Here is a 25,606-nt window from a genome sequence, read left to right as displayed (position 1 = left end):
GGCAGCAACATCGCCGAGTCGTGCACGCACGCCGGGCCTGGGTCATTCCGGGCCCGGCGTTTTTCATGTATAGCGTTCATCGCACCGTTCCAAGGAGTCGTTCCGATGGTCAAACCTTCCCGCGCCCGGATGCGCAGCGCAGTGCTGCTGGGCAGCCTGCTCGCCCTGTTGCCGGCACTGCCCGCACTCGCCGCCGATCCCACGCCGGCCGCTGAAGCACCGGGCCCGCAGCTGCGTGCCGGCAGCCTGATGCTGATTCCCGCGCCCGCTACCGTGCAGCACGGCCAGGGCAGCGGCATCACCGTACGCGCCGATACCGCGCTGCACGCCGAAGGCGAAGCCGCGCAGCGCGTCGCCACCCAGTTCGCCGACCTGCTGGCCCGCAGTGGCGGTCCGCGACTCATGCCGGCCATGAGCAAGGCGGCAGGCAAGTCGGGCAGCATCCGCTTCCAGATCGTCCCGACCTTCCGCGACAGCGGTGAGAGCTACACGCTGGAAAGCACCGCGCAGGGCGTGCTGGTGCAGGCCGGCAACGAAACCGGCCTGTTCTACGGCGCAACCACGCTTGCCCAGCTGGTCACGGGTGGCAGCAACGGCGTGCTGCCGGCGGTGCAGATCCAGGACGCGCCGCGCTTCGGCTGGCGCGGTTTCATGCTCGACTCGGCGCGGCATTTCCAGAGCCTGGACGAGATCAAGCGCGTGCTCGATGCCATGGCCGCGCACAAGCTCAATACCTTCCATTGGCACCTCACCGATGACCAGGGCTGGCGCATGGAGATCAAGCGCTACCCGAAGCTGACCGAGGTGGGCAGCTGCCGCCTGCCGGCCGGCGACGGTGGCATCGATCCGGCCAGTGGCAAGGAGCATCCGTACTGCGGCTTCTACACGCAGGAGCAGATCCGCGAAGTGATCGCCTATGCCGCCAGGCTGCATATCCAGGTGATTCCAGAAATCGACGTGCCCGGCCATGCCACCGCGGCGATCGCCGCGTACCCGGAATTGGGTTCAATCAACACCCCGCTGAAGCCGATCAGCGAATGGGGCGTGTTCCCGAACCTGTTCAACGTGGAAGACAGCACCGTCACCTTCCTCGAGAACGTACTGGAAGAAGTGATCGCGCTGTTCCCTGCGAAGTACGTCCACGTCGGCGGCGACGAAGCAGTCAAGGACCAGTGGGAAGCCTCGAAACAGGTGCAGCAGCGCATGCGTGCGCTGGGCATCAAGGATGAAATGGCCATGCAGAGCCACATCATCAAGCGCCTGGAGACCTTCCTGGAGCAGCACGACCGGCGCCTGATCGGCTGGGACGAAATCCTCGAAGGCGGCCTACCACCGCAGGCCACGGTGATGTCGTGGCAGGGCACCGAAGGTGGCCTGGCTGCAGCCAGTGCCGGCCATGACGTGGTCATGTCGCCGGTGGGGTACCTGTACCTGGATTACCTGCAGACGGCCTCGCCGAATGAACCGCCGGGCCGCCCGACCCAGGTCAACCTCGGCAAGCTGTACAACTTCGAGCCGGTGCCGGCCGAGCTGGCGGCCGACAAGCGCCAGCACATTCTCGGCCTGCAGGCCAACATGTTTACCGAGCACACGCGCACCTACGCGCGCCTGCAGCACAACCTGTTCCCGCGCCTGGCCGCCGTGGCCGAGACCGGCTGGAGTACGCCGGAACATCGCGACTTCCGCGATTTCCTCGCGCGCCTGCCCGCGCAGCTGCAGCGCTACCGTGCCTGGGGCCTGGCCTACGCTCAGACCCCGTTCGAAGTGGGCGTGGACTACACCGATGATCGCGCGAAAAACTCCGTGACCCTATCGCTGGCCAACCCGCTGGGTTATGAAGTGCGCTACAGCACCGATGGCCAGCCGGTGACCGCGCAGTCGCCGTTGTACCAGCAGCCGCTGACCGCGACGCTGCCGACCACCGTGCAGGCCGCCGCGTTCTACCAGGGCCAGATGCTGGCCGCGAAGCCGACCATCGCCACGTTCACCGCGCAGTCGCTGCTCAGCCGCCGCAGCGATGCGCTGCTCAGCTGTGTGGGCAAGAAGGGGCTGGTGCTGCGTCTGGAAGACGACGGCCCGAGCGAGGGAACGCGTGCGGTGTTCAACGTCGACATCTTCCAGCCATGCTGGCGCTGGCCGCAGGCGCAGCTGGACGGCATCGGCAGCGTGGAGGTCCGCGCGGGCCGCATTCCGTACTACTTCCAGCTGGCCCACGATGAACCCAAGCGTCGCTTCGAAAAGGCCCGGAGCGCACACGGCGAAATGCTGATCCGCCGCGGTGATTGCACGGGCAAGGTGCTGGCTGAAGTACCGCTGCCGGCCACGCCCGATGCCGATGGCTTCGTGACCCTGCGTGCGGCGCTGCCGAAGGGCACGCAGGGCACGGGTGACCTGTGCATCAACTTCACCGGCGATACGCGCCCGGCGATGTGGGTGCTGGATGAGGTCACGCTGAAGAAGTAACCGCAAGCCTGTCCTGGCGCAATCCATCCACGCATGGCGTGGATCTACTGTACAGCCGAGCCCATGCTCGGCTGCCTTTCGGGAGGGAGCCGAGCACGGACTCGGCTCTACAGGAACCTCAGCCCCGCCAGCGCATCAGCAGATCGCGCAACGGGGTCAGTGCCGTGGCCATGCCGGCCAGCACGCCGATCGTGTTGGCCAGCGCATCCATCGGGTCAGCAGTGCGGTTGCTGGTCAGCGTACCCTGCGCGAACTCGATGCCGACGCCCATCAGCACCAGCCCCACGCCCACCCACAGCAGCGGGCGCCCCGGCCGGAACAGCTGCACCGCGCTGCCGGCCAGGAGGAAGTAGGCGAGGAAGTGCTCGCCCTTGTCGCTGTTTTCCGGCAGCGGGATCGGCGGTGGTGGGATCAGGCAGACCACGATCACCAGCAACACCGCCAATGTCCAAAGCGCGGTCCACAGCCGCGGCCGCCGCAGCGGCTTGATCAGCGGCAACGCACTGCTCACAGGCGCCAGCTCAGGTCGCCCAGTTCGAACGCCGGCTCGAAGTCGACGCCGCGCTGCAGGCCGATGGCCTGGAAGCGCTCGCCCATCTCGGTCGGCAGGGTCAGCTTCTTCACCTGGTCACGCAGCTGGATGCGGCCGACCTCATCCGTACGCTCTTCGGCCAGCAGCAGCACCTGGTCCAGGCCGTTGCCGAGCAGGAAACTGGCCTGGCTGCAGTACCCCGCCAATTCGAAACCACCGTGCATGCCCGCCTCGGCCATCGCGGTGAAATCCACCGACGCGGTGATGTCCTGCAGGCCGGGCCAACGATGCACGTCGTTATGCACGTGGTGGCGGTAGAACGCGCGGACCGTGCCATCGTCGCGGTCGTGCTGGTAGAACTCGCTGCGGCTGTAGCCGTAATCGACAAACAGCATCGCACCACGCTGCAGGCCGCCAGCCACTGCCTGCAGCCAGTACGGCAGCTGCGGCAGCACCTCGGAGCGGTAACCGTCGGCAAAGGGCTTTTCCAGGTAGCGCTCGATGTGGCGCACCGCACCGTTGAGCAGGATGTCAGCCGGCTGCGCGCCACGGATGAAGTTGCCTTCGCCATCAAGCTCGACGGTTTCCTCATAGACCTCGCCGTCCCGGATCAGGAAACGCGGGGTCGGCAGCGCGTCGATCACCTCGTTGGCGAACACCACGCCCTCCCAGTCCTCCTCGAACGGGCGGTCGATCCAGCCCACGCGCGCGGCCAACTCGGCCGGCAGGTTCTGCTGCAGGCGCTGCTGCTGGCGCTCGCGCAGGTCGGCGCTGGGTTCGAGGATGGCGTAGCGCGATGGCAGCGCGTCCAGTTCGTCCAGGCGCAGCAGCACGGCCTCGGCGAAGGCGCCGGTACCGCCGCCCAGTTCCAGCATGCGGGCCTGCGCGCCCAGCTGGGCGAACACTGGCGCCAGCGCATTGGCCACGCTGCCGGCGAACAGGCTGCCGAGCTCGGGTGCGGTGGTGAAGTCGCCGCTGCCTCCGAACTTGCTGGCGCCGGCGCTGTAGTAGCCCCAGCCTGGGGTGTACAGGCACAGCTCCATGAAGCGCGAGAACGGCATCGCCCCGCCCTGCGCAAGGATTTCGGCGCGCAGGGCGGCCGCCAGCTGGTCGCTGTGGGCCAGGGCATCGGCTTCGGGCAGGGGGAAGGTGGGCTGCATGGCGTCTTCGAATGCGGTGACAATGGTGCACAGGATAGCCGAGCCTTGGAGGACCCTCGATGAGCGATACCCACCCCGTGGTCCTGATCACCGGCAGCGCGCGCCGGATCGGTGCGGCCATCGCCCGCCAGTTCCACGCCTGTGGCTGGTCGGTGGTACTGCATGCCAACACCTCCAGCGCCGAACTGCAGCAGGCCGCGTTCGATTTCGACAACGTGCGCCCCGGCAGCGTGCTGGCCCTTCAGGCCGACCTGCGTGATGCCGACGCCCTGCCCGACCTGGTGGAACAGGCCGTTACCCACTTCGGCCGCCTGGACGCTCTGGTCAACAACGCCTCCAACTTCTATGCCACCCCGCTCGGCCAGATCACCGCCGAGGCGATGGACGAGCTGTATGCAGTCAATGCGCGCGCGCCACTGCTGTTGTCACAGGCGGCCGCGCCCTACCTGCGCCGCCAGCAGGGCTGCATCGTCAACCTGACCGACCTGCACGGCACCGACCCGATGCGCGACCACATCGCCTACACCATGGCCAAGGCCGCGCTGGAGATGGCCACCCGCTCGCTGGCGCTGGAGCTGGCGCCCAAGGTGCGGGTCAATGCGGTGGCGCCCGGCGCGATCCTGTGGCCGGAACAGGGCAAGGACGATTTCGCCCGCGAGGCCCTGCTGGCGCGCACGCCTTTGGCGCGGATCGGTACGGTCGAAGAGATCGCCGAAGCGGTGTACTGGCTGGTGGCCGAAGCCAGCTTCGTCACCGGCCACACGCTGCGCGTGGATGGCGGGCGCACGGTCAGCTGAGAGGTTGCCGGCCAGCGGCCGGCGCTACCGGTCATGCCGGCCGCTGCCGGCAACCTCCATCAATCCAGGTCAACCACCTCGAACGCCTCCCCAAACTGCGCGTGCGCGCGCCACAGCGTGGCCAGGTCCAGCCCGCTGACCGGATCGATGAAGTCGGGCGCGATGTCGGCCAGCGGCTTCAGCACGAAGGCATGCTTCAGTTCGGGACGGGGAATGCGCAGGTGGCCGGGACCTTCCACCACCAGGTCGCCGTAGAACACCACGTCGATATCCAGGGTCCGGTCGGAGAAGCGCGGCCCACTACGGTCGCGGCCGTGCGCGTCTTCCAGCGCATGCAGCCAGTCGTCCAGTTCCTGCAGCGGCAAGTCCGTCTCGATCGCCACCGCGTTGTTGAGGAAGGCCGGGCCGTCGAAGCCGACCGCGGCGGTACGGTAGGCAGGCGAGACCTGCAGCGCGCCGAAGCGCTCGCGCAGGGCCGCCACCGCGGCGTGGAGGTAGCGGCGGGGCTGGACATTGCTGCCCAGGCTCAGGAGCACGGTCGTCATGCGGTTCAGGTGGCAGCGAGGGGGGCGTGGACATGCCGTCGTCACGGCGGCCTGCCTACAATCCGGGACGCACATGATAGGGCACCGACATGACCTATTGCGTTGGAATCGAGGTGGACGAGGGCCTGGTCTTCGCTGCCGACACCCGGACCAATGCCTCGCTGGACGATGTACGCGTGCATCGCAAGCTGCACGTGTTCGAATATCCCGGCCAGGCAGCCTACGTGCTGATGGCGGCTGGCAACCTGGCCACCACCCAGCTGCTGGTGTCGCGCCTGGGCCGCGACGCCGCAGAGCGGCGCGTGCCCAACCTGCGCGACATGACCCACCTGTTCGAAGCCGCCGCGTATGTGGGGCAGCTGCTGGTGGACAGCCAGGTGCACAGCAGCCACAGCGAACACGGCCATGACGGGGTCAACACCCAGGCCACGCTGATCTTCGGCGGCCAGATCGCCGGCGAGCGGCCCGGGCTGTACATGATCTACCCGCTCGGCAACGCCATAGCCGCCTCGCCGGAGACGCCCTACCTGCAGATCGGTGAATCCAAGTACGGCAAGCCGATCCTCGACCGCATCCTCAGCCCCGCCACGCGCCTGGAGGATGCTGCCCGCACGGCGATCGTCTCGTTGGACTCCACCATCCGTTCCAACCTGTCGGTAGGCCTGCCGATCGACCTGGCGCTGCTGCGCGACGGTGAACTGCGCATCGGCCAGCAGCTGCGGCTGGGCGCGGATTCCACGCTGTATGCCGACATCCACCAGAACTGGTCGCGGCGGCTGGAACAGGCGGTGGACGCGCTGCCGCGGTTCCCCTGGGAAACCGCCCTGTAGAGCCGAGCCCATGCTCGGCTGTCGAGGTCAATGCGAACAGCAGCCGAGCATAGGCTCGGCTCCACAGAACCCCAGCGGCATCAGCCCAGCGCCTCGGCCACTGCCCGGAACACCTGCTGCATCTGCAGCGGCTTGCGCAGTACATGGACGTCCACGCCGGCCGGGAAGGCATCGGCAGGCACCGCCACCGCCGCGTCCTCCAGCACCAGCGCCGGGCCGCGATAGCCCATCGCAGCCATCTCGCCCAGCAGCTGGCTGGCCGGCAGCAGCTTTGAGCCGGCGTCTGCAATCACCAGCGCCGGCATCGCCTCCTGCTGCATCCAGCGCAGCGCCGCCGGGCCATCGGAGGCCAGCTGCAGCTGATACCCCTGGCTGGACAGCGCGTTGCCGAGCAGCGACAGGCGCGTGGCTTCGCCGTCGACCACCAGGATCGACTGGCCACTGCCCAGGGCCACCAGCTGCTCGATCGGCTCGCTGCCGTCGCTGGCTTCGTGCATCGGCAAGCGCAGCTCGAAGCAGGTGCCCTGCCCTGGTTGGCTGCTGACATGGATGCTGCCGCCGGCGCCTTCGACGATGCGCTTGCAGGAAATCAGGCCCAGGCCGGTGCCATCGGCCTTGGTGGTGAAGAACGGATTGAACAGGTGCGACAGCGTGTCCGCATCCATGCCGATGCCTTCGTCGGACACGCAGATCTGCATCCAGTCCACGCCATCGCGCTGGCCGGCATGGCTGGCGGTCAGGCTCAGGCGGCCACCGTTGGGCATCGCCTGGATCGCGTTGAGCGCCAGGTTCAGCATTACCTGCTGCAGTTCGGTGTAGTTGGCGTCGACTACCAGGCCTTCGTCCAGCACCTGCAGTTCCAGGCGCACGGCATCGGGCACGTTGCTGCGCAACAGCAGCGCCACCGCATCGAACAGGCCATCGATCTCGATGCGCTCGCTCGGCTTGCGCGAACCACGCACGAACGACAGCATCGACTCGGCCATCTCATGGCCGCGGCGGCCACACTCGGCGATGACGTCGGCCAGGTGGTGCAGCTGCGGATCCTCGGTGCGGGCCTTCAGCAGGTCCGGCATGATCAGCAACGGCTGCAGGATGTTGCGCAGGTCGTGGCTGAGCCCGGCGGCAAGCAGAGACAGGCTTTCCAGCCGCTGCGCACGCATCAGTTCGGTTTCCACGCGTGCGCGCTCGACCGCACTGCGTGCATCGCGGATCGCACGCGCGACCGCCGAAGGCAGGCGCGCAGGCTGGTGCTTGATGATGTAGTCGTTGGCGCCCTTCTGCAGCGCCGCCACCGCATTCTCCTCACCCATCGTGCCGGAGACGAAGATGAAGGGCACCTCCGGCGAGGTCTCGCGCACGATGCGCAGCGCGTCGTCACCGGAGAACCCCGGCATGCTCAGGTCGGACAGCACGATGTCCGGCTGGAACACCGCCAGTGCCTGGCGCAGTTCCGCCTCGCTCTCGACACGCTCGAAGCGGGCCTCCAGGCCCGCGTCGAGCATCTGTTCGGACATCAGCTCGGCATCTTCCGGTGAGTCTTCCACCAGCAGGATGCGCAGCGCCCCCAGGGCGGGACCGGTCAGGGGCATGGGCTCACTCGAGTTCCGGTGCCTGGTTGATCAACGCCCAGAACTTGCCCAGGGTCTGCACTGCGCCGAAGAACTGGTCCACGTCCACCGGCTTGACCACGTAGGCGTTCACGCCCATGTCCCAGCTGCGGGCCAGGTCGCTTTCCTCGCGCGAGGACGACAGGATCACCACCGGCAGCCGCTTGAGTTCTTCGTGCTCGCGGATCTGCCGCAGCACTTCCAGGCCATCCATGCGCGGCATCTTGATGTCCAGCAGCAGCACCGCCGGCAAGCCTTCCTCGCGGTTGGCGAAGGCACCGCGACGCAGCAGGTAGTCCATCACTTCCACGCCGTCCTCGACGTGCACGATGGGATTGGCCAGACGCGCTTCTTCCAGGGCGTCGATCGCCATTTCGGCGTCCGCCGGGCTGTCTTCGGCGAGAAGAATGGTGCGCAGAGTCGTCATGCAGAGGGACCTTGTTTGTCCGCGTCGGTCGCGGGAGGCAGGTAGAAGTGGAAAGTGGCGCCGACGTCCGGTTCGGCCTCGGCCCAGATACGGCCACCATGGCGGGTCAGCACGCGGCGCACGCTGGCCAGGCCGATGCCGGTCCCCGGATAGTCGCTGGCCTTGTGCAGGCGCTGGAACACACCGAACAGCTTGCCGGCGTAGGCCATGTCAAAGCCTGCACCATTGTCGCTGACCGTGAACTGATGGCCGCCGTCGGGCTGCTGCTGGTAGTCAACGCGGATCTTCGCCGGCTCGCGGTTGCCCGAGTACTTCACTGCGTTGCCGAGCAGGTTGAGCCAGACCTGGCGGATCATGTTCTCGTCGCCCACCACGATCGGCAGCGGCGCGATGTTCCACTCCACCTGGTGCACATGGCCGCTGTTCTCGGCCTCGGCCTGCAGGTTGGAATCGAGCATGGCCCGGGTGTCGGCCACCAGCGACTGCATGTCCACCGCCTGCTGCCGCATCGCCGCACGGCCAAGGCGCGAGTAGACCAGCAGGTCGTCGATCAACGCTGCCATGCGCCGGGCCGAACTGGAAATCACGTCCAGATAGTGGCGGCTCTTGTCATCGGCCTGATCGCCGAGGTGGCGCGACAGCTTGTCGGAGAATCCGGCCACGTGGCGCAGCGGTGCACGCAGGTCATGCGAGACCGAATAGCTGAAGGCCTCCAGCTCGCGGTTGACCTCGGATACCTGCGCAACCTTGCCTTCCAGCTGGCGGTTCAGCTCTTCCACGCGCAGCTGCACTGCGCGCTGCATGGTGACGTCGCTGATGGTCAGCAGCACTACCTCGTCATCGCTGTCGGGCAGCGGCATGCGCCGCGCGTTGAGCAGCATGTAGCGCACCACGCCGTCAGCGGTGCGCTGCTCGTGCTCGAAGTCCCACAGTTCGCGACCGCGCGACAGTACGTCGGCCAGGCGCTGCCGGACCACCGGGTCCTGCCATGCATTGTCGCCAACGTTTTCCAGCAGCAGGCCGTCGGCACGCTCGTCCTGCAGGCCGTACAGCTCAGCGAATGCTGGATTGTGCAGCTGCACGCGCAGGTCGCGGTCGAGCAGCACGATCGGTTCGCGCACGGTCTGCAGCACCGACGCCGCACGTGCAGCCGAGCGCAGCGATTGCCGCTCCGCATGCAGGCGACGGCCGATCTGCCGCTGCAGCAGCCACAGCACCAGGCCGAGCAGCGCCAGCTGGATCACCAGCGAACTCCACGACACCAGTTCGGTCTGCTTGCGTTGGCGCGCCGCCTGCTCGGCGCGCAGCGCCAGCAGCTTCTGCTCGCTGGCCTGCAGTTCTTCCACCAGCCCGCGGATGGGATAGCGCGTACTCAGGTCCTGCACCAGCTCGCGCTGGTCGCTGTTCGGCTCGGACCTGGCCAGCTCGCGGGCGAGTGTCATGCGGCCTTCCAGCATCGATTCGATCCGACCGATGCGGATCAGCTGGTCGGGATTGTCGCGGGTCATCCGGCCCAGTTCGGCCAGGCGCCCGGGAATTTCATCGGCGCGGGCCATGCGCTCGCGCAGGCCGGGGGCATCCACGCCCTTGGACAGGGTCAACGCGGCCGATTCAACGTCGCGCACATCGGCCTGCAGTTGCTGCAGTGCCACGCCCACGGCCTGGGTGTGGTTGACCCAGGCCATCGCTTGTTCGCTGTCCTGCTGCAGTTTACGCAGGGTCAACCACGGCACCACGATAATCGCGGCGGCGGCCAGCGCCAAGGCCGGCAACCGCCAGCGGTCCCAGATGTCGTCACTGAAAACCAGCGCCATAGTTCCTCGTCAGCTCTGCCGCGACGCGTTGGCCGGGTCGAGCCCGGTTGCGGCGGAACCGGCAATATAGCGCAGGCGGTCACAACTCTGGAATTTCCAGCGCGGTCGGCTGAACGGGTTGGCAATCAGACCTGTAGGGCCAAGCCCATGCTCGGCTGCCTTGGAGTTCCAGCCGAGCGTGGCTCGGCGCTACAGGTCACCGGGCGCCCCACGCGGGGGCGCCCAACCGGTTCAGCGCTTGGCGGCAGCGCTGACCTTCAATGCGGCGGCATCGACGCGGGTCACGCCCTTGATGCCCTTGGCGGTGGTGACCGCCTTGTCCTTCTCGGCCTGGGTGGCCACGGTGCCGCTCAGGCTGACCACGCCGTTCACCGTTTCCACCTTGATCTCGGTGCCGGGGACGTTGCTGCTGGTCAGCAGGTCCGCCTTCACCTTGGTGGTGATCCAGCTGTCGGTCACCGGTTCGTTGGAATCATGGCGATCCGCATGGGTAGCCGGATGTGCGCTGGTGGCCGGCGGGCTCTTCGCGGCCGGGTCCTTGGCGAAGGCGGCCGAGGAGGACAGTGCCAGGCCCAGCGTCAGGGCAGAAGCAATCAGCGTGCGAGTGGTATTGCTCATCGTGTCGTTCTCCTTCGGGATGTGCTGCCAGTCTGGACAAGCGCACGTAGAGCAGGCGTGGCGTCGCGGTCATGCCGCCGTGAATCGAAGCGTTTCCAACGGCAACGGTTCAGTTTTGGGCTGTCCGCATCCGTCGTTTACCCTGCCCTTCCCCCCCAGCCGGAGCTCTGCCATGCGCCCCGACCTGCACCTGGCCCTGATCGGCTACGGCCTCGCCGGCCGCGTCTTCCATGCCCCTCTGATCCAGCACACGCCCGGCCTGGTCCTGCACAGCATCGTCAGCTCGCAGCGCGACACGTTGCTGCGCACGTTCAGCAACGTACACGTGCGTGCAACGCCACAGGACGTGTTCGACGATCCAGCGGTGGATGCGGTGGTGATCGCCACGCCGAACGAACAGCACGTGCCACTGGCGATGGCCGCGCTGGCCGCCGGCAAGCACGTGCTGGTCGACAAACCCTTTGCGCTGGATGTGGCCGAAGCGGAAACAGTACTGGCCGCAGCACGCGACGCCGGCCGCATCGCCACCGTGTTCCAGAACCGGCGCTTCGATGCCGACTTCCTCACGCTGCAGGCGCTGCTGTCCGAAGGCACGCTGGGCGAGGTGGCCGAATGCCATGCGCATTTCGACCGCTACCGGCCGCAGGTGCGCGACCGTTGGCGCGAACAGGACGGGCCAGGCAGTGGCCTGTGGTACGACCTCGGCCCGCACCTGCTGGACCAGATGCTGGTGCTGTTCGGCTGGCCCGACGCCATCGATGCGGATCTGGCCGTGCAGCGCCAAGGTGGCGCCGGCATCGACTACTTCCACGCCGTACTGCACTACCCGCGGCATCGCGCCATCGTGCATGCCGGTTCGCTGGTGGCTGCCCCTGCCCCGCACTTCAGCGTGCATGGCAGCAAGGCCAGCTGGATCAAGTACGGCCTGGATGTGCAGGAGGCCCAGCTGCGCCGCGGCGTAGCGCCGGGTGCGCCCGGTTGGGGCATCGATCCCCGGCATGGCGAACTGGTGCGCTGTGATGCAGAAGACAATGTTCTGCGCAGCACCGTCGACAACCTGCCCGGCGACTATCGTCGGTTGTATGCGCAGTTCGCAGCGGCGATGCACGGCGACGGCGAAGCGACGGTCAGCCCGATGCAGGCATTGCAGTTGATGCGGCTGCTGCAGGCCGGCATGGACAGCGCGCGCGAAGGGCGGCGGATCGCGTTGGACTGACCAGTAGATCCACGCCATGCGTGGATGACGTGGCAACGATCAGAGACGGCTTTTGTAGAGTCGAGCCATGCTCGACTGGCTGCATGGGGTCAGAGCCCTTTCCTGCGGAAAGGGATCCGACCCCGATCTGCCCGGGGTCGGATCCCTTCGGCAACGCCGAAGGACTCTGACCCCACCGCAGTGCTTACGACTTCTTGATGGCGTGGCCGCCGAATTCATTGCGCATCGCCGACAGCAGGCGATCGGTGAACGAATTCGATTCGCGCGAACGCAGGCGCTCCAGCAGCGACAACGTGATCACCGGTGCCGGCACGTCCAGCGCGATGGCTTCGGCCACGGTCCAGCGGCCTTCGCCGGAATCCTCCACGTATGGCGCGATGCCATCCAGCGACGGATTGCGCTTGAGTGCTTCGGTACTCAGGTCCAGCAGCCACGAACGCACCACGCTGCCGTGGCGCCAGACTTCGGCCACCTGGGCCAGGTCCAGTTCCATTTCCTGCTTGCGCTCCATCAGCGCGAAGCCTTCGGCATAGGCCTGCATCATTCCGTATTCGATGCCGTTGTGGACCATCTTGGTGAAATGGCCGGCGCCGGATGGACCAACACGCGCCCAGCCGCGATCCTCCGCCGGAGCCAGCGTGCGCAGCAGCGGTGCGATCTGCTCCACCACCGGCGCTTCGCCACCGACCATCAGGCTGTAGCCTTCCTGCAGGCCCCACACGCCGCCGCTGGTGCCGCAGTCGACGTAGCCCAGATCGTCCTCCGCCAGCGCCTTGGCGCGACGGATCGAGTCCTGGTAGTTGGAGTTGCCGCCGTCGATGACGATGTCACCCTCGGCCAGGTGCGGGGTCAGCTGTCCCAGCGTCTGGTCGACGGTTTCACCCGCCGGCACCATCAGCCACACCACGCGCGGCACCGGCAGCGCGGCCACGGCGGCGGCCAGCGAATCAACCACTTCCAGGCCGGCTTCTGCAGCGCGCTGGCGCGCACTTTCGCCCGGGTCGTAGCCGACCACGCGGTGGCCGCCGCGATGCAGGCGCTGGGCCATGTTGGCGCCCATGCGGCCGAGGCCGATCATTGCAATATCCATTGTTTCACCTTCAGTTGGGGTCTAGGGTCAGGCTGCCTGGCCTGCCGGTAGCCGCGCAGTGGCGCAGTTGCGCCTCGCGCCAACGCCGGTAGAGCGTGGTATGCAGATTGTGCACCGCCAGGTCGATCGAAAACGGCGTTCTCGGGTTGCGATCGAGCAGGCGGACGATGTGGTAGCCGATAGGACGTATACCGCGCGGATGCACGTAGATCACGAACTGCTGGTAGAACGGATCGTCCAGCAGCTGATCCATGCGCACCAGAGCCGCGTGGTAGCGCGGTGCCAGGCGTGCGCGCAGCTGTGGATCGCGCTCGAACAGCAGGCGCTCGAAATAGCGCTGGCCGGCGCGCGGAATGTCCTGCGCCAGTTGCCAGAGCTCGGCATTGCGCTGGTCGTACCAGGCCAGGCCGGCGTGCAGCGCCAGCGCCTGCGCAGCGCCCTCGCCCACCTCGACCACCACGAAGTTCTCGGCCTGGTTGCTCAGGTCGTCCAGCGTGCCTTTGTCGTACACATGTTCGATGAAACCGGGCACGCCCACGAACGCCTGCCGCCCCATCGCCGAGGTGCGCACCGCCTTGCCATCGGCGAAGAGGTCGCCCGCATGCGCGCCGAGCAGGATGCTGTCGGTGTCGTGCAGCGCGAGGAAGGTGCCGATCGACAGTTCCTCCGCTGCGAACCCGGTGTCGAACGCAGCATCGCCATACAGCTCGCGCTGGGTGGCCAGCTGTGCGACCTGGCGGCCGACACCGCATTCGGCACGCACGGCACCGCTGTAGAACGCCTGCAGCGCATGGCTGTTGCCCGCGCGGGGCACGAAGCCACGACCGAAACTGCGCGTACGCTGCCAACCCTGTGCCGGTGCGCCCTGCAATCCGAAGCCGATCCATCCCAGCTGCGGGCCGGAGAAGCGGAACGTGGGATTGCCCTGCAATGCCGAAGTCGCGCGCCGCGTGGCCGCCCCCAGCTCGAAGGCATAGGCGCAGACGGTGGCGGGGTCATCCAGCAGCTGCTGCTGCAGTGCCTGCCGAGCGGCAGCGGGCAGCGCCGCCGGCCACCGCACCTGCAGGTCGCCGGCCGCCTGTGAATCAGCCAGCGAGGCACGCGTACATACGGGACCACCGCGCACCTGCGGCGCGGTGAGGGACGCTTCTTCGAAGCGCCACCCCAACCGCTGCAGCAGGCCCTGCGTACAGTCCGGGGATGGCGCTGCCACGACCCACGCGGGCGCCAGCAGGGCTGCAATCAGCCACCTGCCGCGCACACTCAGCCCTGGTCCGTGACCGCCGGTGCGGGTTCCGGCGCCGCTGCCGGCGACGGCGATGGCGATGGCGTGCCAGCCGCGGCCGGCAGATACTGCTGCAGGCGCTGGAAGAAGCGACGATAGAACTCGGCATCCGTGACCGTGCTGCTGGCCACCTTCACCAGCGAGTCGTCGTTGCTGCCGAACGGCAGCGACACCGAGCCCAGCGCACCCACGCCGACACTGGCCGAGGTCGGGCTCTTCTTCAGCGCGTAGCGGTCCTGCACGGCACTGACGAACACCAGCGTCTGGCTGCCGCGCGGGGCGCAGGAGATGCGCAGCACCAGCTGCTCATGGTCATCCTCGCGCGGCTGGAAGTTCTTGTTGCCCTCCACCTGTGCGTCATCGGAGCGGGCGATGGCATAGCCTTGGCTGAGCAGCGTGCGGCGCGCGGCCTCGCAGGCTTCGCCGGGGCGTCCCTCAACGGTGCGCGAGAAGGTATCGCCGGAATCGAAAGACTCGCGCAGCACGGTGCTGTCGGCGGCGCGGCCACCACAGGCCGAAAGGATCAAGGCGCTGGCGCACGCCATGGCAGCGCGGGAAAGACGGGAGGCCCGCATGGGTACTCCTGCGAGGACGGAAGCACCAAGGGTAGTCCCGCCCCCGTGTGCGGCAGGTCGATATGCCCCCCCACGTTGCTCCCGGTTCATGCACGTAAAAGGGGACGGAGGGGATCAAGTCGTTTGCGGCACTTCATTGGCCCGGGCATGGCCCGGCGCGACCGGGAATGGGCTTCCCAAACAGATAGGGGCCGGCAATGCCGGCCCCTGCGGATGTCGTGCGCCGCCTCCGGCTCAGTCCGCCCAACGCCCCGCGCCGGTGGACTGCGGCAGCACCTGGGCCGACAGCGGACGGTCATTGGCCAGCAGGTTCACCGCGTCGGCCAGGATCGAGGCCGACTCGCGCAGCAGCGGGTCCGGACGCTTTTCGGCGGCCTTCTCGCGGGCGGCATCCTTCACGATGTCGCGTTCGTTGCCGGTCAGGCCATCATCACTGCTGTCATCGGCCAGCGGGTCCAGGGCCAGGCCCAGCTCCTTGCGCTGCAGCTGGCGTTCCTTGCGCTGGGCGTCCTGGCGCTCGCGTTCGGCGCGACGGGTGGCCTCGTTGAGCGAGATGTACTTCTTCGCCGCCTCGGTCCGGAACTGCTGCACGTCCTCGTTCCACCACTGGAATTCCTTGTCGGTGGCGATTCGCGCGTCGTGGCGGACCTCCAGCTTCGGCAGCAGCGGCGCGAAGTTGCCGTACTGGGTGTGCGGCACGGCGGCGATGCGGGTCCACGGCAGGGCGTTATCGTAGGTGCTCTCGCCGAACTCGGTGGCATCGACGCTGGCCGGGAAGGCCAGGTCCGGCACCACGCCCTTGTGCTGGGTGCTGCTGCCGCTGATGCGGAAGAACTGGGCGATGGTCAGCTTGACCTGGCCGAAGCGCTGGGTCTCGCCACTCGGCCAACGGTCGAGGTCGACGATGTTCTGCACGGTGCCCTTGCCGAAGCTGGTTTCACCGATCACCAGGCCACGACCATAATCCTGGATCGCACCGGCGAAGATCTCCGAGGCCGAGGCCGAACCGCGGTTGATCAGCACCGCCAGCGGGCCATCCCACGCCACACCCTGGTTGCGGTCGCTGTTGACGGTGACGCGGCCACCAGACTCACGCACCTGCACCACCGGGCCCTGCTCGATGAACAGGCCGGTCAGTTCGATGGCTTCATCCAGCGAACCGCCGCCATTGTTGCGTAGGTCCAGCACCACGCCGTCCAGCTTGTCGTTCTTGAAACCAGCCAGCAGCTTGGCCACGTCGCGGGTGGCCGAAGCATAGTCGGCGGCGTTGCGGCGACGGCCTTCGAAGTCCTGGTAGAAAGTCGGCAGCTTGATCACGCCGATCTTCCGTGCCGGCTCGCCGTTGGCGGCCGGAATGGTCATGGTCTCGCCCTTGGCGGCCTGTTCGGCCAGGCGCACCTTCTGCCGGGTCAGTACCAGGGTGTGGTGCTTGCCGTCGGCACCTTCGGCAGCCGGAATGAACTCCAGCTTGACCTGGGTGTCCTTGGCGCCGCGGATCTTGGCCACCACATCGTCGATGCGCCAGCCGATCACGTCCTCGACCTGGCCAGACTTGCCCTGGCCAACGCCGACGATGCGGTCACCCGGCTTCAGCGTGCCGTCCACCGCAGCCGGGCCGCCGGCGATGATCTCGCGGATCACCACCACGTCGTCCTGGCGCTGCAGCTGCGCACCGATGCCTTCCAGCGACAGCGACATCGCCTGGTTGAAGTTCTCGGCCGTGCGCGGGGTGAAGTAATCGGTGTGCGGATCAACCGCGCTGGTGTACGAATTCATGAAGAACTGGAAGACGTCTTCGCCCTTCAGCTCATTGACCGACTTCTCCAGCGTCGCGTAGCGCTTGTCCAGCGTCTTGCGGATATCGTCCGGCTTCTTGCCTGCGAGCTTCAGGCGCAGCCAGTCGTTCTTCACCGACTTGCGCCACAGCTCATCCAGCTCGGCGCTGCTGGCCGCCCACGGCACCTTCTTGCGGTCGTACTCGAAGCGCTCGTCGGTGGTGAAGTCCGGCTCCTGCTTGAGCAGCTTGCGCGCAAAGGCCACACGTTCGCCGACACGCTGCTTGTAGACCGCGAACACCTGGAACGCCGGTTCCAGTTCGCCGCCACGGATGGCCGAGGAGATGTTGGCTTCGAAGGGCGCGAAGCGCGCCACGTCGGCCTGGGTGAAATACTGTTTGGCGCCGTCCAGCGTCTCCAGATAGCGCTTGAACACGTCCTTGGAGGTGGCCTCGTCCAGCGCACGCGGGCGGTAGGCGTAACGACTGTCGGACAACAGGCCATATACCAGCTTGGAGGTGGTCACCTGATCGGCAGTTGCCGCAGCGGGCAATGCAGGCGAGTCGGCCTTGGCCGCCAGCGCCAGCGGCGCGACCAGCGCCAGGGCCATCAGGAATGCGGGGGCTTTGAATTTCATTGACGTGCTCGAAGGCGCCTTGCCAAGGGGGAGACTGCAAGGTGTTTAGACACCCCGACAGTGCCGAAAGTTGCCGGGTTTGTCACCCGGCCGCGCTCGGTGGAAAACCAGCCTAGCCGGGCCGGTGTAGCAAATTGTGAATGCATGTAGAGCCGAGCCCATGCTCGGCTGGCCGGCAGCAAGCAGCCGAGCATGGGCTCGGCTCTACCGCAGGCAGAGGTGTGCGGACCAACGGTCCGCACCCACAGGAGAAGCAGCTCCCACCCACCGGGAGGGTGTCAGGAAACCCCTGCGCCCTTGGCCTGCACGTCGGCGTGGTACGAGGAGCGCACCATCGGGCCGGACGCCACATGGCTGAAGCCCAGCTCGTAACCGTAGTCTTCCAGCGCCTTGTAGTCCTCGGGGGTCCAGTACTTCAGCACCGGGTGGTGGTGCGCGGTCGGCTGCAGGTACTGGCCGATGGTGATCATGTCCACGTCGTGCGCGCGCAGGTCACGCATCGTGGCCTTGATCTGTTCGAAGTCCTCGCCCAGGCCCAGCATGATGCCGCTCTTGGTCGGCACGTCCGGGTGCTGCGCCTTGAAGTTCTTCAGCAGGTTCAGCGACCACTGGTAGTCCGCACCCGGGCGCACGTTGCGGTACAGGTCCGGCACGGTCTCGATGTTGTGGTTGAACACATCCGGCGGGTTCTGCGCCAGGATCTCCAGCGCACGTTCCATGCGGCCCTTGCCGCGGAAGTCCGGGGTCAGCACCTCGATGCGGGTACCCGGCGACTTCTCGCGGATGGCGGTGATGCAGTCAACGAAGTGCTGGGCACCCCCGTCGCGCAGGTCATCGCGGTCGACGCTGGTCACCACCACGTACTTCAGGCCCATGTCGGCCACGGTCTGGCCGAGGCTGGCCGGCTCGTTGGCATCCGGCGGCTTCGGGCGACCATGGGCCACGTCGCAGAACGAGCAGCGCCGGGTGCAGACCTCACCGAGGATCATGAAGGTGGCGGTGCCATGACCGAAGCACTCGTGGATGTTCGGGCAGCTGGCTTCCTCGCATACGGTCACCAGGCGGTTCTCGCGCAGCTTGGCCTTCAGGTTCTGCACGGCATTGCCCGAAGGAATGCGCACGCGGATCCAGGACGGCTTGCGCAGTACCGGCGCGTCGGCGAACTGCACCGGCGAACGGTTGATCTTGTCACCGCCCAGCTGCTTGACCCCGGCCTGCAACGGCGCGGTGGACGGAGAATCGCCCTGCACGATCTGCAGGGGAATGGAACGGGCGGTGGTTTCAGTCATGGCAGTTCCGGGGGGCGGTCAGGCGGCCGCAGAAAGATCGGGCCGTTCGGGCGTGTGCTGCAGCAGCAGGCCAAACTGGCGGGCCAGGTGGTCCAGCAGCACTGGCTTGACGGCGTCCATCCCGGAGGGGCCGCCCAAGTCCAGCACCGAGGTCACCTGCAACCCCTGATAGCCACAGGGATTGATGCGGTGGAAGGGTTCCAGGTCCATGGCCACGTTGAAGGCCAGCCCATGGAAGGTGCAGCCGCGGCGCACGCGGATGCCGAGTGCGGCAATCTTGGCACCACCGACGTAGACGCCCGGGGCGCCCTCGCGGCGTTCGGCGCCGATGTTCCACTCGGCCAGGGTATCGATGAGCGCCTGCTCGATGCGGCACACGTAATCGCGTACACCGATGCCCAGCCGTGGCAGGCGCAGCAACGGATAGATCACGATCTGGCCGGGACCGTGATAGGTCACCTGGCCGCCGCGGTCCACGTGCAGCACGGGGATGTCGCCCGGCGCCAGCACATGCTCGTCCTTGCCGGCCTGGCCCAGGGTGAACACCGGATCGTGCTCGACCACCCACAGCTCGTCGGCATCGGCGTCGCTTCGCTGGTCGGTGAAGCGCTGCATGGCGCGCCACACCGGTTCATACGGCTGGCGGCCGAGGTCACGGACCAGCGCTGGACGCGGCGCACGGTCCTCCGGGGCGGCTTCGGCCGGGCAGGAGTCGGCTACAGCGTCCACTTCACTTCCGGGTGGTCACGCAGCGCCTGGTGCGCCAGGTCGTACTGTTCGCGGCTCCCGGCCTTGAACACGATGCGGACGGACACGTACTTGCCGTTGGAGGAGTGCTTCCAGCTGATGCGTTCGTTCACCACATCGATGCCGGCGGCCAGCAACAGGCGGGGAAGCTCATGCTCCAGGCCGCGGTTGGCCGGGCCCATGGCGCTGAGCTCGAACTGGCCGGGGAACTGGAAGCCGTGGTCGGGGTTGTCGGACTTGATTTCCATGGCCCCATTATCGGGCCGCAGGGCAACAAACCCAAGAGTATTCATCAACGCCAGGACCGCACCGGCGGTCTGCTGCGTTGCAGGCGGCCCAAAGGGACGGGCCTGAGGCCCAACGGCAGCTGACTGCAATCTCCTGACCGTCACCAACGCGAACATCGTACGGGCGGCCCGCGACCGCCTTCACGCCAGGCCCGCGGCGCGTGCGCGGGTAACAAATTGTGCCCGCCGGACAATGTTGTTTTCGGAACAGACAAGTGATCCGGACGTGCTCGTTCCGACGCGCGGGCACGAGTACCGTAGCGTTGCAGAAAACGACTGAAAACCGCCCCCTTCCCCATGAGCATTCCATCCATGCGTAGTGTCGCAGCTCTCGGGCTCGCCGGCCTGCTGGCCTCTGCCCTCCCCCTTGCCGCCCAGGCGGCCGAACAATGTGGCCCGGACGCCATGCGCGACCACCCGCCGCAGGTCAATTTCCGCGTCGACAACGACCTGTTCGGCGGCCGCCACCAGGATCAGGGCTATACCAACGGTGCGCTGTTGACCCTGGTTTCCCCCAATCTGGTCGATTACACCGACGACCCCTGCCTGCCGCGCATGGCGCGCTGGGTGAACCGGTACCTGGAAGGGCTGCATCCGGGCAAGTTCGAACAGCAGAACATGATCTTCAGCATCGGCCAGGGGATCTTCACCCCGACCGATTTCACTCGCAGGGACCTGATCGAGGACGACCGCCCTTACGCCGGCGTGCTGATCGCGAACTTCGGTTTCAATGCGCGCAGCGGCGACCGCCTGCAGACCACCCAGCTGACACTGGGCGTGGTCGGTCCGTGGGCACAGGGCAAGCAGGTGCAGAATGCCGTGCACGACGTGCTGGGCGACGAAAAATTCAAGGGTTGGGACAACCAGCTGCACAACGAACCACTGTTCATGCTGACCCATGAGCGCATGCGCCGCTGGCCGGGCGATGCCAGCGTCAATGCCGACGGTTGGGGTTGGGACGCCATCAGCCACTACGGCGGGTCGATCGGCAACCTGGAAACCAAGGCCAATTTCGGCGGTGAAGTGCGCTTTGGCTGGAAGCTGCCAGACGACTTCGGCAGCACGCCGCTGCGCCCGGCCGGCGAGAACACCGCGCCGACCCGCCGCGGCCGCCCCAGTGGGTGGTCCTGGCACCTGTTCGCGACCTCGGACGCTGCCTGGGTGATCCGCGATATCACCCTCGATGGCAACACCTTCCGCAACAGTCACAGCGTGGACAAGCGCCATGTGGTGGCCTACGGCGGGTACGGCGTGGCGGTGATGTACGGCCGCTGGAAGTTCGCCGCCGCGCGCTACCACAGCACGCGCGAGTTCAACGGCCAGCGCGAGGCGCCGGTGTTCGGCAGCTTCACCATCAGCCGGTCGCTGTAGGCGAGGGGCTGATGGTGAAGCGGGTAGGTGCCGACCGTTGGTCGGCACACCGGTTATTGCATCGCTCGCTGTAAGCGAGCGGCTGAGGGTAGTGCCGGCCGCTGGCCGGCTGTTGGCACATCCGGATGGGTTCAAGCGGAGCCGGCCAGCGGCCGGCACTACCCGCATCCGCACGCAACCGGCATCCCGAAACAGAAAAGGCCGGCATTCGCCGGCCTTTTCGTTCACCACGCCGGGGCGTGGATCATTCCGATTCCCACCACATCCAGAAGCTGTCCCACAGGCGCTTGAAGAAGCCGGCCTGCTCGACGGCGGCCACGGCCACCAGCGGCGCTTCGGCGACGACCTTGCCATCCAGGGTGACCTTCACGGTGCCGATCTGCTGGCCGGCGGTGAACGGTGCTTCCAGGGTCTTGGGCACATCGATGCTCGGCTTCAGGTCGTTGTAGCGGCCGCGCGGCACGCTCACCAGCATCGGCTGGGCCACGCCCAGCTGCACCTTGTCGGTGGTGCCCTTCCAGACCTTGTGCTCGGCAACGGCCTTGCCCGGCTCGTACAGGCGGTGGGTCTCGAAGAAGCGGAAGCCCCAGTTCAGCAGGGCCAGGCTGTCATCGGCGCGCTGCTTTTCCGACGCACCGCCCAATACCACGGCGATCAGGCGCTGGTCGCCACGCTGCGCCGAACTCATCAGGCAGTAACCGGCTTCGGAGGTGTGGCCGGTCTTGATACCGTCCACGCTGCCGTCGCGCCACAACAACAGGTTGCGGTTCGGCTGCTTGATGTTGCCGACCTGGAATTCCTTGATCTTGTTGTACGCGTAGGTTTCCGGGTAATCACGCACCATCGCGCGGCCCAGCAGCGCCAGGTCGTAGGCGGTGCTGTGGTGGCCTTCGGCAGTCAGGCCGTGGGCGTTGACGAAGTGCGAGTTCTTCATGCCGATCTTGGCGGCGTAGCTGTTCATCAGCGACGCAAAGGCTTCTTCGCTGCCGGCCACGTGCTCGGCCAGGGCGATCGCGGCGTCATTGCCGGACTGGATCGCCATGCCCTTTTCCATGTCTTCCAGGCGTGCGGTCTGGTTGACCGGGAAGCCGCTGTAGCTGCCATCGGTGCCGGCGCCGCCTTCGCGCCAGGCGCGCTCGCTCATCATCACCTGGTCATCCGCACGGACCTTGCCGTTCTTGACCTCGGCGGCAACCACGTAGGACGTCATCACCTTGGTGATGCTGGCCGGCGCGAGCTGCTCGTGGATGTTCTCGCCGGCCAGCACCTGGCCGGTGGCGTAGTCCATCAGCACCCAGGCCTTGGATACGCTCGGCACCGGCGCCGGCGGGGTGGCAACGGTGGCCGGGGCGGCAGCGGCGGCGGCAGGCGCCGGCGTGGCCGGGGTCGGCAGCGGGGTCTGGGCGGAAGCCAGGCCCACCACCAGGGTGGCGGCCAGGGCGGTGGCGGCGGAACGGAAATTCATTGGACAGCAGGCTCCAGGGGACGGCCAGGAATGGAGGGTGGAACGTAGTGGCCATTCTAAGGCCGGGGCAGCATGGGCCGGCAGCACCGGCCCGGGCGGGTCAATCCTTGACGATCTGCGGCGAACCCAGGCCCAGACCGGCAATGCGGCCGACAAGTTCCGCGGCACTGGCATGGTCGCTGGCGGGAACGCGCAGGCGGAACAGGGTGCGGCCACCGGCGGCGATGTCGCTGATGGTCGCGCCAACGATGCCGGCGGCGTTGAGCTGGCCCATTGCGCGGTTGGCATTGTCGCGGCTGGAGAAGCTGGCGACCTGCACCATCACTGCGCCTACCACCTGCTGCGACAGGCTGGGGGCCGTCGGTGTGGCCGGCGTCGTACGCGCCGGCGCCGGCGTGACCGCGCGCGGCGCCGCGCTGGCGACGGCAACCGGTGCCACAGGGGCGCTGCGCGCCGGCGGTGCGCTCGGCGGCAGGCTGCTGACCGCCACGTCCGGCACGGCGCTGGCCACGCCCTGGGTGGTGGCCGGCTGGCCACGCGCAGGCATGGCGTCGGCCGGCAGGCGCTTGACCAGGCGATCAATGTCGCTGTCGGCGGTGGCACGCGCAGCCGTTACCGGGCGCGTACTGGCCGCCGCGACAGCCGTTTCGGCGGCACGGCGCTCGCGGCGCGACGGCTTTTGGGCCAGCAGGTTGCTCTCGCCCGGTTGCAGCGCACGCACTTCCACGTTGCCGGTACCGCGCTGGGTGATGCCCAGCCGCACCGCGGCGGCATAACTGAGGTCGACCACGCGGCCATCATGGAACGGGCCACGGTCGTTGACGCGCACAATCACCGACTCGCCGTTGTCCAGGTTGGTGACGCGGGCGAAGCTGGGCAGCGGCAGCGTCTTGTGCGCGGCGGTGAACTGGTACATGTCGTAGACCTCGCGGTTGGAGGTCAGGCGGCCGTGGAACTTGGCGCCGTAGTACGAGGCCGTACCGCGCTCGACATAGTTGCGGGTGTCGTCGAGCACCTTGTACGACTTGCCCAGCACCACGTACGGCGACTTGTTGCCGATGGCCGAACGCTCTTCGGCGGTCACTTCCGGCTCGGGAATGCAGGCGACGTTGGGAATGTAGTCCGGGGTGCTGTCACGCACGCCGGGCTTGTACAGCCCCCCGGCGGTGTAGTTGCCGCGCGTGTTCGGGTCTTCCTTGGCCGCGGCATAGGGCGAGCCCTCCGGGCAATGCGCCGGGCGCGAGCCGCGACCCTGCACCACCGTGCCGCTGGGCTTGCCACCGTGGCCGGCCGTGGCCGGCTTCTTCGGCGCACTGCTGCAGGCAGCGAGCGCGAGGACGATCAAGCTCGGGACCAGCCATCTGATGTTCATGCCGGGGGCAGCTCCTGTCCGGCGATGGCCTGGGACAACTGGAACACGGCCATCGCGTACATCTTCGAGAGGTTGTAGCGGGTGATCGCGTAGTAATTCTGGAAGCCCAGCCAGTACTGCTTGCCGGTGCTGCCCTCAAGCGTGATCGGCGTTGCGGTGGCGCCCGGCTGCACCGCAGCGCTGGGCTGGTAGCCGCGCTGCGCCAGGTCGGCCAGCGACCAGGTCGGCATCCATTCGGTCGGGTTGAACTCCTCGCGCCCCGGCGCCAGCGTGGCCGGTACGGCCACCTGGCCACCACGGACCCAGCCGCCCTTCTTCACGAAATAATTGGCGATGGACGAGAACACATCGTCGTAGCTGGTGAACAGGTCGCGACGGCCATCGCCATTACCGTCCACGGCGTAATCGAGATAGCTGGACGGCATGAACTGGCCCATGCCCATCGCACCGGCATAGCTGCCCTTGAGCGTGGTGATGTCCAGCTTTTCCTCACGGCCCAGCTCGAACAGCTTGGCCAGCTCATCGCGGAAGAACAGCTCGCGACGCACTTCGCGTTCCAGCTTGGCCGGGTCGCCACTGCGCGGGTAGTAGAACGCCAGCGTGTACAGCGCATCGAGCACGCGGTGGTTGCCGGCATTTTTCCCGTAACTGGTCTCCACGCCGATGATCGCCACGATCACTTCGGCCGGCACGCCGGTGCGCTGCTGCACGCGATCCAGTTCGGCACGATGCTGGGCCAGGAACGCACGGCCGCCATCGATGCGTGCCTTGCTGATGAACATCGGCCGGTATTCGTTCCACGGTTTGACCCGTTCGGCCGGGCGCGACATGGCGGCGATGATCGGCTGGCGCACCTGCGCCTGGTCGAGCACGCTGCTGATCTGCTCTGGCTTCAGGCCATAGCGCTTGGCCGTATCGGCAACAAAGCGGGCCCGTGCGACCTCGAACGGCACCGGGGTGAGATCGACCGGCGGCGCTGTAGCAGCGGCCGCTTCGGGCGCGGCCTCGGCCGGGCCGTGGGCCTTGGTGGCGGGCTGGCGCGGCGTACTGCTGGCCTGGGGCGGAGACGGTGGGGACTTCGGCTGGGTCGCGCAGGCGACCAGGCCGAGGGTGAGCATGCAGGCCAGAGTGCGTCGAATCATCGTCGCAGGTTAGCAGGTCATGGATGAATTAAAACCCCTAACACCATGAATCACAACGATTTGCCCACGTTCAGCGGGAAATGTGAAGACGTCGTGATCGAGCTTCCCCATTCAGATAGAGGTGGCCGGTTGCGTCCCCATCCCCGCAGACGCAACCGGCGACCGGATCCGGTCGGTACCTGCGCGGCTGCCGCTCCCCAGTGGCAGTTCCCCGCGCTCCCTGTACCCGTTGGATCAGTACTGCTCCCGCCCGACGCCCCCTCGCGCTGCATCGATTGACGGCGCGCCGTGCCGAACGGGCCGCCATTGTGCAGGCCGATTACGACAAGTCCATTGATCAAGATCAACGCGGTGTAAAAATGTGAACCAGCTAACGTTTTTTGCGGACTTTCGTCGGGGAGCGTGTTGCGTCGCATTGTTGTGAGAACGCTTCCACAACGGGCAATGCGCAGCGCCAGGAAGTCTCCGGCCAACGGCGCAGCCCCCTCGTGGGTGGTGTCTGGGTGGTCGCAGAAAGCCGGATTGCTGGGAGCTGGCCGGGTGGGTGGGCAGTGCGGGG

At 67.1% G+C, this 25,606-nt stretch carries 22 protein-coding genes; 5 read left to right on the top strand and 17 right to left on the bottom strand.

The window, feature by feature from the left end; translation table 11 throughout:
• The first annotated feature begins 105 nt into the window (after positions 1–105).
• Positions 106–2,463, top strand: a complete 2,358-nt coding sequence (locus A7X97_RS05885; RefSeq protein WP_111007685.1) for a family 20 glycosylhydrolase — start codon at positions 106–108, stop codon at positions 2,461–2,463.
• 118 nt (positions 2,464–2,581) lie between these two features.
• Here the strand turns inward: A7X97_RS05885 and A7X97_RS05880 are convergent, their stop codons facing one another.
• Both A7X97_RS05880 and A7X97_RS05875 read right to left on the bottom strand, forming a co-directional pair.
• The gene (locus A7X97_RS05880; protein WP_181503425.1) at positions 2,582–2,983 is read right to left on the bottom strand and encodes a VanZ family protein; all 402 of its coding nucleotides are present in this window, start codon (positions 2,981–2,983) and stop codon (positions 2,582–2,584) included.
• Positions 2,971–4,155, bottom strand: a complete 1,185-nt coding sequence (locus A7X97_RS05875) for a class I SAM-dependent methyltransferase (protein WP_111007683.1) — start codon at positions 4,153–4,155, stop codon at positions 2,971–2,973. Before A7X97_RS05875 ends, A7X97_RS05880 begins: the two co-directional genes overlap by 13 nt.
• A 59-nt stretch (positions 4,156–4,214) precedes the next feature.
• Between A7X97_RS05875 and A7X97_RS05870 the strand changes: the two genes are divergently transcribed.
• Positions 4,215–4,952: a pteridine reductase gene (locus tag A7X97_RS05870; RefSeq protein WP_072167179.1), complete on the top strand. Its 738-nt coding sequence runs from the start codon at positions 4,215–4,217 to the stop codon at positions 4,950–4,952.
• 59 nt (positions 4,953–5,011) lie between these two features.
• Here the strand turns inward: A7X97_RS05870 and folK are convergent, their stop codons facing one another.
• The gene (gene folK / locus A7X97_RS05865; RefSeq protein ID WP_053498221.1) at positions 5,012–5,497 is read right to left on the bottom strand and encodes a 2-amino-4-hydroxy-6-hydroxymethyldihydropteridine diphosphokinase; all 486 of its coding nucleotides are present in this window, start codon (positions 5,495–5,497) and stop codon (positions 5,012–5,014) included.
• Between the two features lie 89 nt (positions 5,498–5,586).
• Between folK and A7X97_RS05860 the strand changes: the two genes are divergently transcribed.
• Positions 5,587–6,327 carry a proteasome-type protease gene (locus A7X97_RS05860; protein WP_061479677.1) on the top strand — a complete coding sequence of 247 codons (741 nt, stop codon included), beginning with the start codon at positions 5,587–5,589 and terminating at the stop codon, positions 6,325–6,327.
• A gap of 80 nt (positions 6,328–6,407) precedes the next feature.
• On the opposite strand, the gene A7X97_RS05855 is transcribed toward A7X97_RS05860, so the two are convergent.
• From A7X97_RS05855 to A7X97_RS05840, 4 genes are all read right to left on the bottom strand, one after another.
• Complete coding sequence (locus A7X97_RS05855; protein ID WP_111007682.1) at positions 6,408–7,919, bottom strand: ATP-binding response regulator; 1,512 nt, start codon at positions 7,917–7,919, stop codon at positions 6,408–6,410.
• A gap of 4 nt (positions 7,920–7,923) precedes the next feature.
• Positions 7,924–8,364, bottom strand: coding sequence for a response regulator (locus A7X97_RS05850; RefSeq protein ID WP_005411057.1), 441 nt, complete (start codon positions 8,362–8,364; stop codon positions 7,924–7,926).
• On the bottom strand, positions 8,361–10,178 hold the full coding sequence (locus A7X97_RS05845; RefSeq protein WP_111007681.1) for a sensor histidine kinase: 1,818 nt from the start codon (positions 10,176–10,178) through the stop codon (positions 8,361–8,363). The genes A7X97_RS05850 and A7X97_RS05845 overlap by 4 nt, the downstream gene beginning before the upstream one ends.
• Positions 10,179–10,409: 231 nt before the next feature.
• Complete coding sequence (locus tag A7X97_RS05840; protein ID WP_072167181.1) at positions 10,410–10,796, bottom strand: BON domain-containing protein; 387 nt, start codon at positions 10,794–10,796, stop codon at positions 10,410–10,412.
• A gap of 172 nt (positions 10,797–10,968) precedes the next feature.
• Here A7X97_RS05840 and A7X97_RS05835 point away from each other — a divergent pair, with 172 nt between their 5' ends.
• Entirely contained in the window at positions 10,969–12,012 is a 1,044-nt protein-coding gene (locus A7X97_RS05835) for an oxidoreductase (RefSeq protein ID WP_072167182.1), read from the top strand.
• Between the two features lie 184 nt (positions 12,013–12,196).
• On the opposite strand, the gene gnd is transcribed toward A7X97_RS05835, so the two are convergent.
• The 7 genes from gnd to A7X97_RS05800 all read right to left on the bottom strand — a co-directional run bounded on the left by gnd (position 12,197) and on the right by A7X97_RS05800 (position 19,658).
• On the bottom strand, positions 12,197–13,102 hold the full coding sequence (gene gnd, locus A7X97_RS05830) for a phosphogluconate dehydrogenase (NAD(+)-dependent, decarboxylating) (protein WP_072167183.1): 906 nt from the start codon (positions 13,100–13,102) through the stop codon (positions 12,197–12,199).
• Between the two features lie 10 nt (positions 13,103–13,112).
• Positions 13,113–14,363: a hypothetical protein gene (locus A7X97_RS05825; RefSeq protein ID WP_111007680.1), complete on the bottom strand. Its 1,251-nt coding sequence runs from the start codon at positions 14,361–14,363 to the stop codon at positions 13,113–13,115.
• A gap of 2 nt (positions 14,364–14,365) precedes the next feature.
• Entirely contained in the window at positions 14,366–14,962 is a 597-nt protein-coding gene (locus tag A7X97_RS05820; protein ID WP_111007679.1) for a DUF2242 domain-containing protein, read from the bottom strand.
• Positions 14,963–15,196: 234 nt separating this feature from the next.
• The gene (locus A7X97_RS05815) at positions 15,197–17,374 is read right to left on the bottom strand and encodes a carboxy terminal-processing peptidase (RefSeq protein ID WP_072167186.1); all 2,178 of its coding nucleotides are present in this window, start codon (positions 17,372–17,374) and stop codon (positions 15,197–15,199) included.
• Positions 17,375–17,652: 278 nt separating this feature from the next.
• A complete protein-coding gene (gene lipA / locus A7X97_RS05810) occupies positions 17,653–18,663 on the bottom strand; it encodes a lipoyl synthase (RefSeq protein ID WP_072167187.1) in 1,011 nt (336 codons plus the stop codon).
• Positions 18,664–18,681: 18 nt separating this feature from the next.
• Positions 18,682–19,392 carry a lipoyl(octanoyl) transferase LipB gene (gene lipB / locus A7X97_RS05805; protein ID WP_072167188.1) on the bottom strand — a complete coding sequence of 237 codons (711 nt, stop codon included), beginning with the start codon at positions 19,390–19,392 and terminating at the stop codon, positions 18,682–18,684.
• Positions 19,380–19,658 carry a YbeD family protein gene (locus tag A7X97_RS05800; RefSeq protein ID WP_065196483.1) on the bottom strand — a complete coding sequence of 93 codons (279 nt, stop codon included), beginning with the start codon at positions 19,656–19,658 and terminating at the stop codon, positions 19,380–19,382. Before A7X97_RS05800 ends, lipB begins: the two co-directional genes overlap by 13 nt.
• Positions 19,659–20,009: 351 nt before the next feature.
• Here A7X97_RS05800 and A7X97_RS05795 point away from each other — a divergent pair, with 351 nt between their 5' ends.
• The gene (locus A7X97_RS05795) at positions 20,010–21,068 is read left to right on the top strand and encodes a lipid A deacylase LpxR family protein (protein WP_080376906.1); all 1,059 of its coding nucleotides are present in this window, start codon (positions 20,010–20,012) and stop codon (positions 21,066–21,068) included.
• A 244-nt stretch (positions 21,069–21,312) separates the two neighbouring features.
• Here A7X97_RS05795 and A7X97_RS05790 read toward each other — a convergent pair whose 3' ends face one another.
• The 3 genes from A7X97_RS05790 to mltB form a co-directional block, all read right to left on the bottom strand.
• Positions 21,313–22,533: a D-alanyl-D-alanine carboxypeptidase family protein gene (locus A7X97_RS05790; protein WP_061479685.1), complete on the bottom strand. Its 1,221-nt coding sequence runs from the start codon at positions 22,531–22,533 to the stop codon at positions 21,313–21,315.
• Between the two features lie 100 nt (positions 22,534–22,633).
• A complete protein-coding gene (locus A7X97_RS05785) occupies positions 22,634–23,905 on the bottom strand; it encodes a septal ring lytic transglycosylase RlpA family protein (protein WP_053498246.1) in 1,272 nt (423 codons plus the stop codon).
• The gene (mltB, locus tag A7X97_RS05780) at positions 23,902–25,047 is read right to left on the bottom strand and encodes a lytic murein transglycosylase B (protein ID WP_061479687.1); all 1,146 of its coding nucleotides are present in this window, start codon (positions 25,045–25,047) and stop codon (positions 23,902–23,904) included. The genes A7X97_RS05785 and mltB overlap by 4 nt, the downstream gene beginning before the upstream one ends.
• Positions 25,048–25,606: the final 559 nt, after the last annotated feature.

It is taken from the genome of Stenotrophomonas sepilia, assembly GCF_003244875.1.
Taxonomy (GTDB): domain Bacteria; phylum Pseudomonadota; class Gammaproteobacteria; order Xanthomonadales; family Xanthomonadaceae; genus Stenotrophomonas; species Stenotrophomonas sepilia.
The sequence above is the reverse complement of the archived record's forward strand: the minus strand, read 5'-3'. Positions and strand labels throughout refer to the sequence as shown.

Coding starts and splice junctions, on each gene's coding strand:
- A7X97_RS05840 (WP_072167181.1), bottom strand. CDS start 10,796: ATGAGCAATACCACTCGCACGCTGATTGCTTCTGCCCTGACGCTGGGC.
- A7X97_RS05845 (WP_111007681.1), bottom strand. CDS start 10,178: ATGGCGCTGGTTTTCAGTGACGACATCTGGGACCGCTGGCGGTTGCCG.
- gnd (WP_072167183.1), bottom strand. CDS start 13,102: ATGGATATTGCAATGATCGGCCTCGGCCGCATGGGCGCCAACATGGCC.
- A7X97_RS05870 (WP_072167179.1), top strand. CDS start 4,215: ATGAGCGATACCCACCCCGTGGTCCTGATCACCGGCAGCGCGCGCCGG.
- A7X97_RS05875 (WP_111007683.1), bottom strand. CDS start 4,155: ATGCAGCCCACCTTCCCCCTGCCCGAAGCCGATGCCCTGGCCCACAGC.
- A7X97_RS05855 (WP_111007682.1), bottom strand. CDS start 7,919: ATGCCCCTGACCGGTCCCGCCCTGGGGGCGCTGCGCATCCTGCTGGTG.
- A7X97_RS05800 (WP_065196483.1), bottom strand. CDS start 19,658: ATGGAAATCAAGTCCGACAACCCCGACCACGGCTTCCAGTTCCCCGGC.
- A7X97_RS05785 (WP_053498246.1), bottom strand. CDS start 23,905: ATGAACATCAGATGGCTGGTCCCGAGCTTGATCGTCCTCGCGCTCGCT.
- A7X97_RS05860 (WP_061479677.1), top strand. CDS start 5,587: ATGACCTATTGCGTTGGAATCGAGGTGGACGAGGGCCTGGTCTTCGCT.
- A7X97_RS05815 (WP_072167186.1), bottom strand. CDS start 17,374: ATGAAATTCAAAGCCCCCGCATTCCTGATGGCCCTGGCGCTGGTCGCG.
- A7X97_RS05795 (WP_080376906.1), top strand. CDS start 20,010: ATGCGTAGTGTCGCAGCTCTCGGGCTCGCCGGCCTGCTGGCCTCTGCC.
- A7X97_RS05790 (WP_061479685.1), bottom strand. CDS start 22,533: ATGAATTTCCGTTCCGCCGCCACCGCCCTGGCCGCCACCCTGGTGGTG.
- A7X97_RS05820 (WP_111007679.1), bottom strand. CDS start 14,962: ATGCGGGCCTCCCGTCTTTCCCGCGCTGCCATGGCGTGCGCCAGCGCC.
- mltB (WP_061479687.1), bottom strand. CDS start 25,047: ATGATTCGACGCACTCTGGCCTGCATGCTCACCCTCGGCCTGGTCGCC.
- A7X97_RS05885 (WP_111007685.1), top strand. CDS start 106: ATGGTCAAACCTTCCCGCGCCCGGATGCGCAGCGCAGTGCTGCTGGGC.
- A7X97_RS05835 (WP_072167182.1), top strand. CDS start 10,969: ATGCGCCCCGACCTGCACCTGGCCCTGATCGGCTACGGCCTCGCCGGC.
- A7X97_RS05850 (WP_005411057.1), bottom strand. CDS start 8,364: ATGACGACTCTGCGCACCATTCTTCTCGCCGAAGACAGCCCGGCGGAC.
- lipA (WP_072167187.1), bottom strand. CDS start 18,663: ATGACTGAAACCACCGCCCGTTCCATTCCCCTGCAGATCGTGCAGGGC.
- folK (WP_053498221.1), bottom strand. CDS start 5,497: ATGACGACCGTGCTCCTGAGCCTGGGCAGCAATGTCCAGCCCCGCCGC.